Annotated in this window: 17 protein-coding genes; 9 read left to right on the top strand and 8 right to left on the bottom strand. The window is 41.4% G+C overall.

From position 1 onward, the window contains the following. Positions 1–283: 283 nt before the first annotated feature. Both CDG79_RS11270 and CDG79_RS11265 read right to left on the bottom strand, forming a co-directional pair. Positions 284–466: a CsbD family protein gene (locus tag CDG79_RS11270; protein ID WP_069070399.1), complete on the bottom strand. Its 183-nt coding sequence runs from the start codon at positions 464–466 to the stop codon at positions 284–286. A 350-nt stretch (positions 467–816) separates the two neighbouring features. Next, entirely contained in the window at positions 817–1281 is a 465-nt protein-coding gene (locus CDG79_RS11265; protein ID WP_094342215.1) for a hypothetical protein, read from the bottom strand. Positions 1282–1534: 253 nt separating this feature from the next. Here CDG79_RS11265 and uvrB point away from each other — a divergent pair, with 253 nt between their 5' ends. Further along, positions 1535–3532, top strand: a complete 1998-nt coding sequence (uvrB, locus tag CDG79_RS11260; RefSeq protein ID WP_094342214.1) for an excinuclease ABC subunit UvrB — start codon at positions 1535–1537, stop codon at positions 3530–3532. 176 nt (positions 3533–3708) lie between these two features. On the opposite strand, the gene CDG79_RS43600 is transcribed toward uvrB, so the two are convergent. Both CDG79_RS43600 and CDG79_RS11250 read right to left on the bottom strand, forming a co-directional pair. Then, positions 3709–3852 (bottom strand): type II toxin-antitoxin system RelE family toxin, encoded by a 144-nt coding sequence (locus CDG79_RS43600; protein ID WP_223278099.1) that lies wholly within the window; start codon positions 3850–3852, stop codon positions 3709–3711. Beyond that, positions 3852–4052, bottom strand: a complete 201-nt coding sequence (locus CDG79_RS11250) for a hypothetical protein (RefSeq protein ID WP_223278098.1) — start codon at positions 4050–4052, stop codon at positions 3852–3854. The genes CDG79_RS43600 and CDG79_RS11250 overlap by 1 nt, the downstream gene beginning before the upstream one ends. A gap of 254 nt (positions 4053–4306) precedes the next feature. Between CDG79_RS11250 and CDG79_RS11245 the strand changes: the two genes are divergently transcribed. The 5 genes from CDG79_RS11245 (at position 4307) to CDG79_RS11225 (ending at position 6429) form a co-directional block, all read left to right on the top strand. Further along, positions 4307–4537, top strand: coding sequence for a hypothetical protein (locus CDG79_RS11245; protein ID WP_094342212.1), 231 nt, complete (start codon positions 4307–4309; stop codon positions 4535–4537). Then, positions 4534–4803, top strand: a complete 270-nt coding sequence (locus CDG79_RS11240; protein WP_094342211.1) for a ParE family toxin-like protein — start codon at positions 4534–4536, stop codon at positions 4801–4803. Before CDG79_RS11245 ends, CDG79_RS11240 begins: the two co-directional genes overlap by 4 nt. A 97-nt stretch (positions 4804–4900) precedes the next feature. Beyond that, a complete protein-coding gene (locus tag CDG79_RS11235; RefSeq protein WP_223278097.1) occupies positions 4901–5146 on the top strand; it encodes a Uma2 family endonuclease in 246 nt (81 codons plus the stop codon). Positions 5147–5149: 3 nt separating this feature from the next. Then, positions 5150–5689 (top strand): GIY-YIG nuclease family protein, encoded by a 540-nt coding sequence (locus tag CDG79_RS11230; RefSeq protein WP_223278096.1) that lies wholly within the window; start codon positions 5150–5152, stop codon positions 5687–5689. A 137-nt stretch (positions 5690–5826) separates the two neighbouring features. Further along, the gene (locus tag CDG79_RS11225) at positions 5827–6429 is read left to right on the top strand and encodes a Uma2 family endonuclease (RefSeq protein WP_094342210.1); all 603 of its coding nucleotides are present in this window, start codon (positions 5827–5829) and stop codon (positions 6427–6429) included. Between the two features lie 541 nt (positions 6430–6970). Here CDG79_RS11225 and CDG79_RS11220 read toward each other — a convergent pair. Then, on the bottom strand, positions 6971–7603 hold the full coding sequence (locus tag CDG79_RS11220) for a tetratricopeptide repeat protein (protein WP_094342209.1): 633 nt from the start codon (positions 7601–7603) through the stop codon (positions 6971–6973). A 142-nt stretch (positions 7604–7745) separates the two neighbouring features. On the opposite strand from CDG79_RS11220, the gene CDG79_RS11215 reads away from it, so the two are divergent. From CDG79_RS11215 to CDG79_RS11205, 3 genes are all read left to right on the top strand, one after another. Then, complete coding sequence (locus tag CDG79_RS11215; RefSeq protein WP_094342208.1) at positions 7746–8534, top strand: SDR family oxidoreductase; 789 nt, start codon at positions 7746–7748, stop codon at positions 8532–8534. 93 nt (positions 8535–8627) lie between these two features. After that, a complete protein-coding gene (locus CDG79_RS11210) occupies positions 8628–9341 on the top strand; it encodes a rhomboid family intramembrane serine protease (protein ID WP_094342207.1) in 714 nt (237 codons plus the stop codon). A gap of 132 nt (positions 9342–9473) precedes the next feature. Then, entirely contained in the window at positions 9474–10145 is a 672-nt protein-coding gene (locus CDG79_RS11205; RefSeq protein ID WP_094342227.1) for a rhomboid family intramembrane serine protease, read from the top strand. A 34-nt stretch (positions 10146–10179) separates the two neighbouring features. Here CDG79_RS11205 and CDG79_RS11200 read toward each other — a convergent pair whose 3' ends face one another. The 3 genes from CDG79_RS11200 to CDG79_RS11190 all read right to left on the bottom strand — a co-directional run bounded on the left by CDG79_RS11200 (position 10180) and on the right by CDG79_RS11190 (position 14974). After that, positions 10180–12360: a GumC family protein gene (locus CDG79_RS11200; protein ID WP_094342206.1), complete on the bottom strand. Its 2181-nt coding sequence runs from the start codon at positions 12358–12360 to the stop codon at positions 10180–10182. Between the two features lie 219 nt (positions 12361–12579). Continuing rightward, positions 12580–13941 carry a polysaccharide biosynthesis/export family protein gene (locus tag CDG79_RS11195; RefSeq protein WP_094342205.1) on the bottom strand — a complete coding sequence of 454 codons (1362 nt, stop codon included), beginning with the start codon at positions 13939–13941 and terminating at the stop codon, positions 12580–12582. A gap of 310 nt (positions 13942–14251) precedes the next feature. Then, a complete protein-coding gene (locus tag CDG79_RS11190) occupies positions 14252–14974 on the bottom strand; it encodes a cyanoexosortase B system-associated protein (RefSeq protein ID WP_094342204.1) in 723 nt (240 codons plus the stop codon). Between the last annotated feature and the right edge of the window lie 12 nt (positions 14975–14986).

Genomic DNA, 14986 nt, shown 5'->3' with positions numbered 1-14986 from the left:
ATCAGCAGTCATTCAGATCGTGTTATGTGTTGAGTGAAATAATTAATATAGTTTAGTTATATCTAAATTTTAAATTAAATAAAATTTATTGGGAAGTGTAGAGACGTGATTAATTACGTCTCTACAAAAATTCTGCTAATCAAGCCCACACTCTATTCTCTAACCCCTACTCAGGGTGTATCACAAGAGTTTAGCTTGGTTCTTCAACAATTCACATTTTTCTGCAAAATATGGAATCTACCCCATTTATATCCCTAGCTTTCTGCAAAAAAATCATGAATTATTAGTCAATGTTTTTCTTGACATTATCTTTTACGTCTTCAATTCCGTGACGTACTTCACTTTCAGCTTGCTTTGCTTTACCTTTGGCTTTATCTTCTGGATCTCCAGTGATATTTCCTAAGGCTTCTTGGGCTTTACCTTCAACATTTTTAGCAGCAGCCTTTGCGCGATCTTCAATGCTCATTTTGTTACTCCTGATTTTATTAAAAATTAATTTCAAAGTTATAAACCTAACTTTGAAATCTTTTGTGATTACTTATAAAGAGTAGCTTAAAGTTTTTGCTAAAGCCTTCCACCACAAGGCATATTAAATAATTTGTAATTAGTAATTCGTAATTCGTAATTAAGAAAGGTAGTTGTAGTAAGCATTCTGGCTTTTGGTTGAATGTAAAATAAAGTACGAATAGTTTAGTTACCTATGCTAAAAGACATAGAACAAATGTCAATATGGTAATCCCTGCTTTTGACTGTTTAAATAAAAAACCCAGTTTCTATACGAAACTGGGTTAATAAAGTTATGGGGATGTTTTTTATTTAATCTAGAAAACCCATCAGGGTTTCAGAATTGTCAATCTCATTTGGTGCTATCGGACGATTACCGAATGTTGAATAGCTGTCAGAAATCACCAATGAACTTGAGGCAATTGGACGAATCCCAGAAAGATTGATACTTTCAACTACTTGGAATGTATTAGCACCAATTGGACGAATACCCATTGAGTTATAGGTTTCAACTACTTCTAACGTACTGGTGCTAACGGGACGCACCCCAGCAATTGAGAGGTGTTCAGCAACTTCTAAGTCGCTAGCGCCTATAGGACGAATTCCAGAAATGGCGAGTGTTCCAGAAGCTCCCACTGGCAGTTCAGTAACTTCCTCGACTTTATCTGCATTCAAGCTCTGGTCTTGTTGATTTTCAACTTCTTCTGTAGCTTCCCCTGGAGACTTGGCATACTTTTGCCGAGAACTGGTTGCTTTGCCAGCGTTGCTAATAGTCATAAACGAACACCTCTAGTTTGTTAATTGAATTTTACAATAATTAAGGAAAGATGAAATTTTTTCCCATATACATTAGAGTTTAACCTTAAAAAACCTCATATAGATATAAGAATCTTTAAAACTGATACATAAGTAAATTTTAATAATTAAAATTTGTAAAAAGATATTACTATTTATTTCGTCTAATAAGCCAGCTACAATGGATACAGGGCGGAATCGTCACCATGAGATAGGGTATTTACAGCAAAACTGTATGACAGAATTTTGTCTTCAAGCTCCCTTTAGTCCCACAGGCGATCAACCACAAGCGATCGCCCAATTAACTGCTAGTATCCAATCAGGCAATCGTTACCAAACTTTACTAGGAGCCACTGGAACTGGTAAGACATTTTCGGTAGCAGCAGTTATAGAGAAAATTGGCAAGCCTACTTTAGTTCTCGCGCATAACAAAACCCTGGCTGCACAGCTTTGTAACGAGTTGCGAGATTTCTTTCCCAACAACGCAGTCGAGTACTTTGTCAGCTACTACGATTACTATCAGCCAGAAGCGTATATTCCCGTTACCGATACTTATATTGAAAAAACGGCAGCGATTAATGATGAAATAGATATGTTGCGGCATTCGGCGACGCGATCGCTTTTTGAACGCCGTGATGTCATTGTCGTTGCTTCCATCAGTTGCATCTACGGTTTAGGAATGCCAGCAGAATATCTAAAAGCTGCCATCCCTCTTCAGATAGGTATGGAAGTAAATCAACGCCAAATTTTACGGGATTTGGCAAATGTTCAATATAGCCGCAACGACATAGAAATGGGTCGAGGAAAATTTCGTGTCCGTGGCGATGTCTTAGAAATTGGCCCAGCTTATGAAGACCGAATTATTCGTGTAGAATTCTTTGGTGATGAAATTGACGCAATTCGCTATATTGACCCGGTGACAGGTGAAATTCTCAAGAGTTTGGAAGCGGTGAATGTCTACCCTGCGCGTCACTTTGTCACCCCAGAAGAACGCTTAGAAGGAGCTTGTCACGACATCGCCGCCGAGTTAAAACAGCAAAAACTAGACTTAGAACAAGCTGGGAAACTATTAGAAGCACAACGCATAGATCAGCGTACACGCTATGACCTAGAAATGCTCCGCGAGGTAGGTTACTGCAATGGCGTTGAGAACTATTCCCGTCATTTAGCAGGAAGACAAGCTGGAGAATCACCAGAATGTTTAATTGATTATTTTCCCAAAGATTGGCTACTAGTTATCGATGAATCTCACGTTAGCGTACCACAAATTCGTGGTATGTATAACGGCGATCAAGCTAGAAAAAAAGTTTTAATTGAACATGGATTTCGGCTTCCTAGCGCTGCTGATAACCGTCCTTTGAAAGCCGAGGAATTTTGGCAAAAGGTTAATCAGTGTGTTTTTGTTTCCGCAACTCCGGGAAATTGGGAATTAGAAATTTCTGAAGATCATGTAATTGAGCAAGTGATTCGACCAACTGGGGTGGTCGATCCAGAAATTTCTGTGCGTCCCACAGAAGGACAAATTGATGATTTGTTAGGAGAAATTAAAGATAGAGCCGATCGCCACGAACGAGTGTTAATTACCACATTAACTAAGCGGATGGCGGAAGATTTAACCGAATATTTGCAAGACCACGGTATCAGGGTACGGTATTTACATTCCGAGATTACTTCTATTGAGCGCATTGAGATTTTGCAGAACTTGCGCGAGGGTAAATTTGATGTTTTGGTTGGTGTGAATTTGCTGCGGGAAGGTTTAGATTTACCCGAAGTTTCCTTAGTAGCAATTATGGATGCAGATAAAGAAGGTTTCTTGCGAACAGAGCGTTCTTTAATTCAAACTATTGGTAGAGCTGCGCGTCACGTCCAGGGACAAGCGATTTTGTATGCCGATAATATGACAGGTAGCATGATTAAAGCTATTGATGAAACAGACAGGCGGCGTGGGATTCAAACAGCACATAATCGATTGCATGGGATCACACCCCAACCGATTGTGAAAAAATCAAGTAATGCGATTTTGGCTTTTTTAGATGTATCTCGGCGGTTGAATGCAACTGACTTGAAAGTTGTAGATGAACATCTAGATGAACTGCCATTAGAACAGATTCCAGGGTTGATTACTCTATTAGAAGCACAGATGAAAGAGGCAGCGAAGAAACTGGAATTTGAAGAGGCGGGGAAATTGCGCGATCGCATTAAACATCTGCGGGATAAAATGTTGGGACGTTAACGTGAATCCACTGAGTCTTCAATTGGAGTGTGATTGAGGCGAAACTGATGACCGATTGTTAATTGTAAATATCACGGCGATGCCCAACTTGATGAATTGTGATGAGTTGTACTTCAATATCAAAGGAATAAATAACCCGGTAGTACCCAATTCTGAGTTTGAACAAACCGCTTAAATCAGCACTCAAAAGGTTGAGGGGTTAAGTCCTCAAAGTTCTCAGACAACCAGCGAATTTTACGCAGAATGCGCTCTTGAATAGTTGAGGTGAGAGCTTCAAACCCGATAGTCGCCTCTGATTTCAATTCGATCTTGTAGCTCATTACCAGGTCAATCCCAGGTTTTTTGCTACTTCCTCAGCAGAGATTCCACGTTCTCCAGATTGAGTACGTTGTAGCGAGTCGAGTAGTTGCTGTTTCACTTCTGGCTTTATTTGTTTGCCTTCATCAGGATCAACCATTAGAGATTGAATCGTTTCGGCAACAGTTTCTTGAATTAGAAGCTTGAGTTCTTCGATGGTCATATCTTTGACTTGCATAGGGGATGATGGTTCGTGAGAACTACTCTTACTGTTTTACCTGCTATTGTGGCATATTGCGGCGATCGCGGCGGCATAACAAACCACTTGCGCGATCGCATTAAACATCTGCGAGATAAAATGCTGGGACGTTAACGTGAATCTTATGCTTACCAATATTCGCCTAATAAGTGTTCAAGAATATCACCAAGAAGCGATAATGGATAAGATGCCATTTACGTTATAAGAGTGTGGTAGCCATGACTGAGTTACTTGAGCGTGCGATCGCCCAACTGAAAACTCTACCTGTTGCTGAACAGGATGCGATCGCTACTCGTCTCCTTGCTGAGATAGAGGATGAGCAAAGATGGAAGGCTCAGTTTGAATCTACAACAGATGCTCAGTGGGATCGTCTAGCTGATATGGTACGGCAAGAAATTACTGCTGGCGACATCACTCCTCTAGCTGACGTTTTTCCCTCTGAGCAATGAAGTCAAGTGTTACGAAGGTATTTCGCAAGAAACTTGATGAACTTCCTGCATCAGTTCAACAACAAGCTGCCAAAGCTTACGCTCTTTGGCTTTTAGATCCTTACCATAATAGTCTTCAGTTCAAACGAGTTAGCCAGCGCCAACCAATATATTCGGCTCGTGTTAGTTTAGACTACCGCGTTCTTGGCTTGTTGCAGGACGATCGCATTTACTGGTTCTGGATTGGCGCACATGCAGAGTATGACGAGTTGCTTCAGAGGTTGTAGCGCCAGCAGCCTAAATGTTAGCGCGTAGGCGTAGCCCGTCGTAGACATCGCATTAAACATCTGCCAGATAAAATGTTAGGAAGTTAACCTAAATCTTATGATCACCAATATTCGCCTAATTAGTGTTCAAGAATATCACCAAATGGCGGAAATGGGGATTTTTCATCCGGAAGAACGCTTAGAATTAATCGCGGGACAAATCATCAGAATGTCAGCAAAAGGAACTGCTCACGAATCAGCAATTACCCGCACAGAAAGGTTATTACGTCAACGTTTGGGTGACAAAGTTTTATTCAGAATCCAGTCACCAGTGCAACTTGATGATTACTCGGAAAAGGAGTGAGTGATGGAACCTATTTGCTACTACTGTGAAAAACTGATTGAGAATAATCAAGGAACTTATTGGATCAAAGGAACAGGAGGTGTTTTTTCGAGAGGTGTATATCCTAGTACAGTAGTCTGTGCACATTGGGGAGAATGTGCAGATTTTGTAGGTAAATACTTTGCCCAATTTCCTCAAGATCAGAAGGGAGAATCCTGGTTTTGGAACCGTTTACCCTTCTACACTCAATCTGATGAGGAAGTAACTGATTCAGATAGATTTATTTATATTCTAAAGTCGAGACAATATTACAAAATAGGCATTGCGAAAGACGTTGCAAAAAGGATGCGAGAACTGCAAACAGGTGATCCAGTTAAACATTTATTTGTTTCCTCTTCTTTTTTTAAAGATGCACCTAGATTTGAAAGGCGTTTACATGAAGCTTTCACTGAGTATCGAGAAGAAGGCGAGTGGTTTAAGCTACCGGCTAAAAAGCTAGAAGAGCTAATTGAAATTTTAGAGAATAAGGATTTTATAGAGCAAGTTGATAATCTCCTACAATAGCGATTCTTACACAGGGCGCGATCGCATTAAACATTAGCAAGATAAAATTCTGAAATATTACTGCTTAGTCAGGGTAGCAATAAAAAGAACGTCTTTTTCGCTATCCTAGATTAAGTGAATCATTAGAGATCGCGCCAATGGTTGCTTTACCCGACAACATTTTGATGAGTGCAGAAGAATATCTGGCTTGGGAACCCACCCAAGAGGAACGCTACGAGTATTGGGATGGCGAAGTTGTGATGATGAGTGGTGCTACACGCAACCATAATCGGATTTCGCTCAATTTCTCAAAGCTCTTAGATAATGCCTTAGCCGATGTCTACGACGGGCTACGCCTACGCTCCTGTGAAGTATACATTGTAGATGTAAAGGTGCAGGTAGAACCGGGGCAAAAGTATTTCTATCCAGATGTGGTGGTAACTTGCGATGAGCGCGATCGCGATCCACAATTAGTACAATTTCCCTGCTTAATTATCGAAGTGCTATCACCTTCAACAGAAGCAGCCGATAGGGGAAAAAAGTTTGCCAAATATCGCCAATCTCCAACCTTGCAAGAATATGTCTTAGTACAAGTAGCTCAACCGGGTGTGGAAGTGTTTCGACGTAATGACCAGGGAAAATGGGTACTGTCGGAGTATAATTTGGGCGATATATTGCGACTGGAATCGGTGAATGTAGAAATAGCGATCGCCCATTTGTACCGACAAGTGCAGTTTGAAACCGAAGCCACCGAAAATTAGAATAGATGAGCGATGAGGATGCGATCGCGTAGCAGCTCTTGCAGAGGATTGCCCACTCATGGTAGAGATTAATTAATCAAGTGGACTCAGGTAAATCAATAATCCTCTTGAAGCTAAGGAAATTAGCAAATGTCTTGATAACGAAAAAATAGAAGCTTGGATTGATTTTTATTCAGATCAAGATTGGCTATGTACAAAAACACCTATTCCCAAAAAATCTAGTCCTGATTGAATACAGCAGAGAGAAACTAAAACACCCTTTTCTCTATGGAAGCAGCTTAATGGTGAATCTCACGATCGCTATTTTACGAATGAAGAAGTTCTCAAAGCAATTCTAAATCTGTAAAATTCAATATGTGGTTCAGTACTTCGTATGCCTTTTTATAAAGCTTAATTTATTTAAGTAGAACAGGGTAAATAATTAAAGGTTTGTAGTGAGAACTTTAGTTCTCAAATCAGGACTAAAGTCCTTACTACGAAATGATTTTCGCTAAAGTTACATTACTTTACATAGGTTGTTTTTTTCAAGTCGTTCTACTTACTATTGAGCAAATATAGTCCATCCTCGCAGAGTTTTATGTACCTGCGCTAGATACCACATATAATCATCAATTTTGTAATTATCAGCAGCTTTAACTATATATTCATGAGCCAAATCAACATTATTCTCAAGTTCGTAATATAATCCCAAGTAAAGATGACTGTAAAAATTCCCTTTTATCCCTTCTGATTGACCCACAGTTAAAACATCATCTGGTGTACAATTTCCCGCATAAAAATCATATACGCTCTGCATGATACGTCGAGGGTCATTTTTCACAGTTAGTAAAGAATTACGCGCCTCTTCAACACCTAACGAACAAGCTATGCAGAGATATCGCCATACTGTTTCTTCTACATCTTGAGCATTCACTGTCAAATCTATTTCAAATTGTTCAGCGCCCTCAGCAAATCTTTCTGCATAATAATACGATAATCCCCGTTGCCAGAGGTAGGATTTAATACTGGCATCCAGTTGCTCTGCCATATCAAAATCTTGAATAGATTCATCAATCTTGGCCAGTTGAAAGTTAACCATACCTCGACGAATGTAAGCATTAGGGTTTTTCGGCTGATTGCGGATGGTTTCGTTCCAGTGCTGGAGTTGATTTTCCAGAGAATTTGAAAAAAACATGGGTTTTGAATTGGAATTAGATGCAGTTGATGGTTTAGGGATTGCGATCGTCTACATTACGACAAAAGGCGATCGCATCGGGCACTTGCAAGATAAACTCTTAGGTTATTAGCTTTAAAATAAAAAATCCGCAGAATTACAAATGAGCGATGTCTACGGCGGGCTACGCCTACGCTGGACACTGACAGGAAAAAAAGCACTGATTACAGGTGCTACCAAAGGCATTGGACTAGCTGTTGCCAATGAGTTCTTATCTCTGGGTGCAGAAGTCACAATTGTGGCTCGGAATTCTCAGGATGTTGAGCGACAACTCAATACCTGGCAACAAGCAGGATTACCTGTTTATGGGATTACGGCAGATGTGGCAGCCCCTGATGGGCGACAAGCCATTTTTGAGCAGGTTGGCAAAACCTGGGATAAATTAGACATCCTGGTTAATAATGCGGGAACCAATATTAGCAAAAAAGTAGTAGAGTATACAGCCTCTGAGTATGAGTTTCTTATCCAGACAAACCAGACATCTATTTTTGAGATGTGCCGTCTATTTTACCCTCTGCTGCAAAATGGGGAAAACAGCAGCATTGTGAATATAAGTTCTGTAGCAGGTTTAGTCTCAAATCGTACAGGTGCTCCTTATGGTATGACGAAAGCAGCTATAAATCAACTGACGCGATCGCTATCAGTTGAATGGGCCTGCGATCGTATTAGGGTAAATACTGTCGCACCTTGGGCGATTCGCACACCTCTAACCGAGTCTGTACTCGATAACCAAGATTTTCTCAAATTAGTTTTATCACAAACACCTATGGGAAGGGTTGGTCAACCAGAAGAAGTAGCGGGTTTAGTGGCATTTCTTTGTATGCCTGCGGCATCTTTCATCACTGGACAATGTATCACTGTCGATGGTGGATTTTTGGCTTTTGGTTTTTAAGTGCCAAAGCGAAATCCATCCACGAGGTAGAAGAAACTACTTGCAAAATTCAGTATTGTAGAGTTTGTGCCTTAGAATCAGGAAAAAACGCCCGTGGTTCCCATTAGAGATAATAATCCGACCAAAATCACGCCTTATGTAACTTATGGGTTGATTGCTGCTAATATCCTCGCTTTTCTTTATGAAGCAAGTCTTCCCCCACAAGCATTAAATGGGTTTTTGCACCTTGCAGCTGTAGTTCCACGAGAACTCACCTTAAGCTTCGGTGGTACTTCTCTACATCAACCAGTACCAGAGTGGGCAACTTTGATTACCTCGCAATTTTTGCATGGTGGTTTCTTGCACTTAGCTGGCAATATGCTGTTTCTCTGGATTTTTGGTAACAATGTTGAAGATAAGTTAGGCCATGCCAAATATTTGCTGTTTTATTTAACTTGCGGTGTTTTGGCATCATTAACACAGTGGTTCTTCGCTCAAGATTCTAGCATTCCTTCTTTGGGCGCAAGTGGTGCGATCGCAGGCATTCTGGGAGCGTACATTCTCCGCTTTCCCAACGCTGAAGTTCTCGGTATAGTGCCTTTAGGATTTTTCTTCCCGACTTTCCGCGTTCCGGCATATTTCTTTTTGGGATTCTGGTTTCTCGAACAAGCCTTCTACGGGCTTGCTAGTCTTGAAACACCTACAAACATTGGTATGGAAAGCGGCGGTATTGCCTACTGGGCCCATGCAGGCGGGTTTATCTTTGGGGCAATTCTCGCCCCACTGTTGGGTTTATTTAGCGATAAATCCCAGGAAGAATCTTGGTAAAAGTAATTCTTTATAGTATTACAGTCACCCTCAATTATAGTGATTGATTTAATAGGTTAAATTGCCTAACCTTCGCAACTGTTAGCCTTACAAGCTATATTGCAGTTAGTCAATAATTTAGGAAAAACACCTGTGTTTCCCCTCTACGACGAAAATCCAACGCGAATCACCCCGTATTTCACCTACGGGTTAATTGGCATGAATATTTTAGTTTTTATTCACGAGGTGAGCCTGTCACATGCACAATTGAGTCAATTTTTAAATCAGTATGCGGTAGTGCCTCAAGAGTTAACCACCAATTTAAATGGGGAGTGGATAACCTTATTTACGTCACAATTCTTACACGGTGGTTGGTGGCACTTAATCTCAAATATGGTGTTTCTCTGGGTTTTTGGCAACAATATAGAAGATCGATTGGGTCATGCCAAATATCTGATTTTCTATTTGGCATGTGGTGCTTTAGCTGCCTTATGCCAATGGTTTATTGCCATGAATTCTGAGATTCCTTCCTTGGGAGCAAGTGGTGCAATTTCTGGGGTTTTGGGTGCGTATATTATCCGCTTTCCCCACGCTAAAGTTATGACCTTAATATTTTTGGGTTTTTTTATCACCACAATCAGAGTTCCAGCACTAGTAATAATTGGACTTTTTGTGGTGCAGAATTTAATCTCCGGTCTTGCTACCCTGCAAACAGCCGCTAATATGACTGTGCAAACTGGTGGAGTTGCCTATTGGGCGCACATTGGTGGTTTTGCTTTTGGCGTAATTCTCGCTCCCCTATTTGGGTTGTTTAGACGTGACTAATGGATAATTGGGTATTGGCAATTAAATCTCGTTCTTATTTGGCACCTGCTGACACTTCTTCTGATTTTTCAACAGTTTCCGATTCTACCTCAGATGTCGTTGGTGATTGTAAGACTTGTTCAGGTAGAGAAACAATAATATCAGCGCCATTGATAATTGCTCCTAATAACCCTAGTTCCGATTCAACCAATTGATCGATAGCTTCACCTAGCATATTCTCTTGTGTATAGTGTGGTCGCGCCACTATTACCATGCCATCGCTATAAGGTTGAATTAACAGAGGGTCATTGGATATGCTGAGGGGACTAGTGTCTAAAATAACTAAATCAAAACGTTCGCGGACATCCTCTATCAGCCGCCGCATTTCGCTAGACTCAAGAATAGCTGCTGATTGCCGCACAGGCCCAGGACTCGGAATAATATATAAATTTTCTACATCAGGAACTAAACGAATACATTCACTTAAGTTAGCGTAATAACGCAGGGGTTCAATAGTGGATTCGGGGTCAGGAATTACTTTCAGGGATGTACAACGAGAAGGCGATCGCAAATCTGTTTCGATAATCAAGGTTCTTTTACCAGCACGGGCAGAAGCTATACCCAAGTTATAAGCACTTGCGGTCTTACCCTCTAAGCTACTGGTGCTAGTAATCAACACCACTTTTAAGTTGTTACCACCAATTCGGCGCAGATTACTGCGGAACTTCTCATAAAATTCCAAATAAGGAGAATCGGCGGAAAGTACCACAGGCACTGCTTCTCGATCGAAATCATCAACAGGCATTAAAGGCAATTCTCCCAACACCGCCACATCCCTTTGCTTGAGGCTCTCGCGAATATCCTCCCTGGTTTTGAAAGTCCCTTCCAGCGATCCCAGTAAAAATATTACCCCGCCACCAATCACCACACCTAAGAAACCGCCCACAGCAAGGGTAATAGGTACACTCTTAGGGGGTTTGATGTCGGCAAGAGCTGTGGGCGGTCTGGCAATGCTGAGGCTGCTGGTAGTTTCTGCCTCGGCGGTTTTAGCATCAGTTAGCTTCACCTGCATTTGGTCATAGATGGCTTTTTTGAGTCCAACCTCTTGTTCTAAACGCGATCGCTCTAATTGCTTATTGGGTATCAGAGAATACTCTTGCCGTAGTCGCGCTTCTTGTTGGATTTCTTGAACTAGTTGTTGTTGTAGTGTCTCGCGTTGAGTTTGCAAAGACACCATTTGGTTTGCCAATTGCTGGCGGGCTGGATCTAAACTACTTTGGGTGCGAATACCTGCAATGCTACCCTGAAGCGGAGCCGCAGCACCATCACCACCTAACACCTCAGCAGCACGTTGTCGCAGTAATTCCTCAGCTGCTTGTTTCTGACGCTGCAACTGAATCATCGTTGGGTGTTCTGGTCGCAAATCTTTTCTGAGTACAGCAATTTGAGACTCGCTTTGATAAATTTGCGCTCGTAAATTCCCAATAATTGGATCGGCACTCAAAGCAGAAGAGATATAAGCTTGTCCGACTGTTAAGCCTAACTTACTTTGTAAACTGCGAATTTGACCATCAAGCCCAGAAATGGTTAATTGCATTTGCCGTTGAAGATTTTGGCTGGCAGTAATGGCGCTTAACAAGCTGCCATTTTCGGCTGCCAATATTGCTGTTCGCTCTATGCGATCGTACTGTTCCAACTTCTTTTCAGCAACTTGCAATTCTCGTTTAGCTTGTGGCAAGCGATCGTTAATTTTTTGAATAATTGCTTGTAATCGCCCAGTATTGATGTCACTACTCAACTTAATCATTGATTGCATCAATTCGGCCAATACTTCTATGCCTCTTTTGGGGTCACTATCTACATATTTTAGTTCAAAGATACTCGTTTCAAATTCCCCAGTTCTGGCATTCTTTTTAGGTAAAGAAAGCACGATACTTGCGCCGAGTTGTCTCGGTTTGAGATTTACTTTCTGTGCCACTGTGGCAATTATCTGGTTTGATAATAAAACTTCTTCATTCAATTCCTTTCCTTGCTGTTGGATTTGACTACCAGTTGTTGAGAAAGAAACTGGTGGGCCAGCATAGGTAAGGGCGGCAGATGCTATGTAGTTAATAGGTGGATCTGGCTGCATAGCCACCACCGTTGACCCCACTACAACTAAACCAAAACTAGCTAGTCCAATCCACTTATATTTTTCAAAAGCAATAAGATAGCGCTTAACAATTGGTGGGGTCATGGTCGCTTCGCTCCAATTAAAAATTAAAAATTAAAAATTAAAAACTAGGAAGCACCAAACTAAAGATAGTGACTTTTATATAAGGACGCTATCAACTTCCTATTGTATATATCCGTTGATATCTTTAATATTTTTCCATTAACAAACTCAAAGATAAGCTGGAGATGTGGCTTCCTCCACTCCCAACTATTTACAAACTGTATCCTTCTTGTATAGTCATTAATTCGATCCACCGCCACCGAAGTTGTCAAAAAACCGCAGAAAAGATTGAACATTGAAGAAGGGTTGGGTAATGGTAGTCAGTAAATTAGTAATTCTACCGATGAGGTTCCGACCAACAACAAGAACATCATTATCTTGAAGTGCCACATTTTGAGACGCATCGCCTCCTAGAGCTTTTTTAGCATCAAGTTTCTGGGTAACAGTTTTACCTCGTTCGGGATCGAAGCGAACCAGAGCGATATCCCGAAGATTAGCAGTATCAAGATTTACTCCTCCTAAAGCATCTACAAATGTACTGCCATTAGGCAGTGCTTGAACGGAAATACCTCCCGCAGCATAGTTTAAAACCCGGACTCTAATCTGTGGTGTAGCTAAGGATGAACGTGCTACCAAATTGCGGTCATAACCGTCATCATTACCAACTTCACGACGGGGGACGAGTATCGCATCTCCGTCTTGTAAGCGTAAATTAGGAATTGAACCGCCATTTTGCAGTGCTGCATATAAGTCAATAGTTTGTGAAATCACAGAACCATCGATTAACTTGCGGCGTACTTGTATTTGTCGCAGGTCTGCATTCAACGTTGAACCACCAGATATTAGCAAAGCATCAGCAACACGGGGTGTTGTTGAGTTAATCGGATAAATGCCTGGTCGAGATATTTCCCCGCTAATGGTAACTTGGACTGGTCGCGTCCCAACCAAGGATACTACTACGATTGGATCTGGGAAAATACGACTCAAGCCTAAGCGAATTTTCTCTTGGGCTTCTTCCAAGGTTAAACCTTGTAATGACACCGTTCCTACTTGCGGCACTATAATGTTGCCTTCTGGACTAATTACAGCTTGAAAACTCAAGTCTTGACGCTGCGTTGCTAAAGCTAAAACTATCACCGGATCGACTACATAACGATTTAAACCCAAGCGAATTTTTTCTTGAGCTTCTTCCAAAGTTAAACCTTGTAAGAAAACTGTTCCCAGTAACGGCACCACAATATTACCTTCTGGGTTGATTAAAGCTTGAAAGCCCAAATCTGGAAAGCGCTGAACCGAAACGCTAATTCCATCTCCTATACCTAAACGGTATGGGCCAGGGGGACGCTGAAGCACAACGCCAATTCCATCTCCTGGCCCCAACAGGTAGCGGCTGAGTTGTGGGGAAATTTCGTTATTTGCACCTGGAGGTACAAACTCAGTACCTGGCACAGGCGATGGGGGTTGCCTTGGTGATTGTCCTTGAGGTGGAAAAGGCTGGGCAACAACAAGTTGGATAGGTGTTATTAAGAAAACTCCTACTTGAAGACTGACAAAACATAGGGCGCTGAATCCACGCATATAATAACTGGGAGCTATGAACATCGGTGTAAAAATACTGATATAGAAATTAGTCGCGCCGAGTGGTTATTTTACTCTAAAAATGTCCTATGTGTCTCTTGTATCTGCAAGTATTTACCAAGAAAAAGAGAATAATTTTGCTAAATTGAATTTCTAATATCAATTTTTTCGGAAGCTGCGGTAAGACAAGGGGCAAAATCCTTTTATGCCATGCAAACTCATAGATAATCGCTATAACTTCTATATTGTTAACATCTTTTAGCTGAGTTTTAGCCTGAATAAATTATAGAGATACTGTTGATGAATCTTTGCACAAATGCATGTGTAACTGACTCTACAAAGGGCCTGCCATCAATTCAGCTTGCACTGTTTCTCCGATAGACTGGGCTAAAGACCAAGATGTTTCTACTTGCCCTAAAGGTTCCATTGGGATCAGAATGCTTACACTTACCCAGGGAATGCGTTGCTTACGCCACTGGGCCAATTGATCTGCCAAGAACCAGTGAAAAGGTGATGGATTCCCACCGTCTGGCATAGCGTACCATTGCAAGACAGCGAAGGTTTGCTGTGGTGTGGCGGCGCGAAAAAACCTAGCTTCTACTTTAGTTACGACATTAGAAGCCGACTTTGCAGGCGGTTTCACAGTAAATTCAGCAGAACGAAATTGAGCTACATCCCACTTTCCCCAGCGTGACCTTCCCCAGCCATTAACATCTGTCCACTCTACTTCTGGTTGATCCATAGGCCCATTTTGCGGCAGCAAAAGCAGGATTGCCTGGGATTGAGAACCTTGTTTTTTAAGTAGCTGTAAAGACCATTTATGTTCGCCAATTTGTTGGTCTGCTTGTTCAATAGTTTGCCAACCAGGAAGGGTCAACCCAGTGTTGCGGATCTCTTTTAACTCGTTGAGGGTAGCAATAGGTGGGGGCTGTTTCCATTGCCAGTGTCCTGTCAGATATCCAGGAACCCCTCCTATTGCTAGTAGCAGTAGCAGTAATAAAAGTGCTGCTACTTGACTCAATTGGTTTTCCTTGAAAAACTTGGAGAAGGAAATCATCAGTAAAATTTG

It is taken from the genome of Nostoc sp. 'Peltigera membranacea cyanobiont' 232 (genome assembly GCF_002245985.1).
Classification (GTDB): domain Bacteria; phylum Cyanobacteriota; class Cyanobacteriia; order Cyanobacteriales; family Nostocaceae; genus Nostoc.
Note: the sequence above shows the minus strand (reverse complement) of the source record. Positions and strands in the feature narration are given on the sequence as shown.

What these genes read in the sequence shown, in the direction of transcription:
- CDG79_RS11235 (WP_223278097.1), top strand. Translation starts at nt 4,901, where the DNA reads ATGATCACCAATATTCGCCTAATTAGTGTTCAAGAATATCACCAAATG.
- CDG79_RS11240 (WP_094342211.1), top strand. Translation starts at nt 4,534, where the DNA reads ATGAAGTCAAGTGTTACGAAGGTATTTCGCAAGAAACTTGATGAACTT.
- uvrB (WP_094342214.1), top strand. Translation starts at nt 1,535, where the DNA reads ATGACAGAATTTTGTCTTCAAGCTCCCTTTAGTCCCACAGGCGATCAA.
- CDG79_RS11250 (WP_223278098.1), bottom strand. Translation starts at nt 4,052, where the DNA reads ATGACCATCGAAGAACTCAAGCTTCTAATTCAAGAAACTGTTGCCGAA.
- CDG79_RS11190 (WP_094342204.1), bottom strand. Translation starts at nt 14,974, where the DNA reads ATGATTTCCTTCTCCAAGTTTTTCAAGGAAAACCAATTGAGTCAAGTA.
- CDG79_RS11195 (WP_094342205.1), bottom strand. Translation starts at nt 13,941, where the DNA reads ATGTTCATAGCTCCCAGTTATTATATGCGTGGATTCAGCGCCCTATGT.
- CDG79_RS11220 (WP_094342209.1), bottom strand. Translation starts at nt 7,603, where the DNA reads ATGTTTTTTTCAAATTCTCTGGAAAATCAACTCCAGCACTGGAACGAA.
- CDG79_RS11265 (WP_094342215.1), bottom strand. Translation starts at nt 1,281, where the DNA reads ATGACTATTAGCAACGCTGGCAAAGCAACCAGTTCTCGGCAAAAGTAT.
- CDG79_RS11200 (WP_094342206.1), bottom strand. Translation starts at nt 12,360, where the DNA reads ATGACCCCACCAATTGTTAAGCGCTATCTTATTGCTTTTGAAAAATAT.
- CDG79_RS43600 (WP_223278099.1), bottom strand. Translation starts at nt 3,852, where the DNA reads ATGAGCTACAAGATCGAATTGAAATCAGAGGCGACTATCGGGTTTGAA.
- CDG79_RS11245 (WP_094342212.1), top strand. Translation starts at nt 4,307, where the DNA reads ATGACTGAGTTACTTGAGCGTGCGATCGCCCAACTGAAAACTCTACCT.
- CDG79_RS11270 (WP_069070399.1), bottom strand. Translation starts at nt 466, where the DNA reads ATGAGCATTGAAGATCGCGCAAAGGCTGCTGCTAAAAATGTTGAAGGT.
- CDG79_RS11230 (WP_223278096.1), top strand. Translation starts at nt 5,150, where the DNA reads ATGGAACCTATTTGCTACTACTGTGAAAAACTGATTGAGAATAATCAA.
- CDG79_RS11215 (WP_094342208.1), top strand. Translation starts at nt 7,746, where the DNA reads ATGAGCGATGTCTACGGCGGGCTACGCCTACGCTGGACACTGACAGGA.
- CDG79_RS11225 (WP_094342210.1), top strand. Translation starts at nt 5,827, where the DNA reads ATGGTTGCTTTACCCGACAACATTTTGATGAGTGCAGAAGAATATCTG.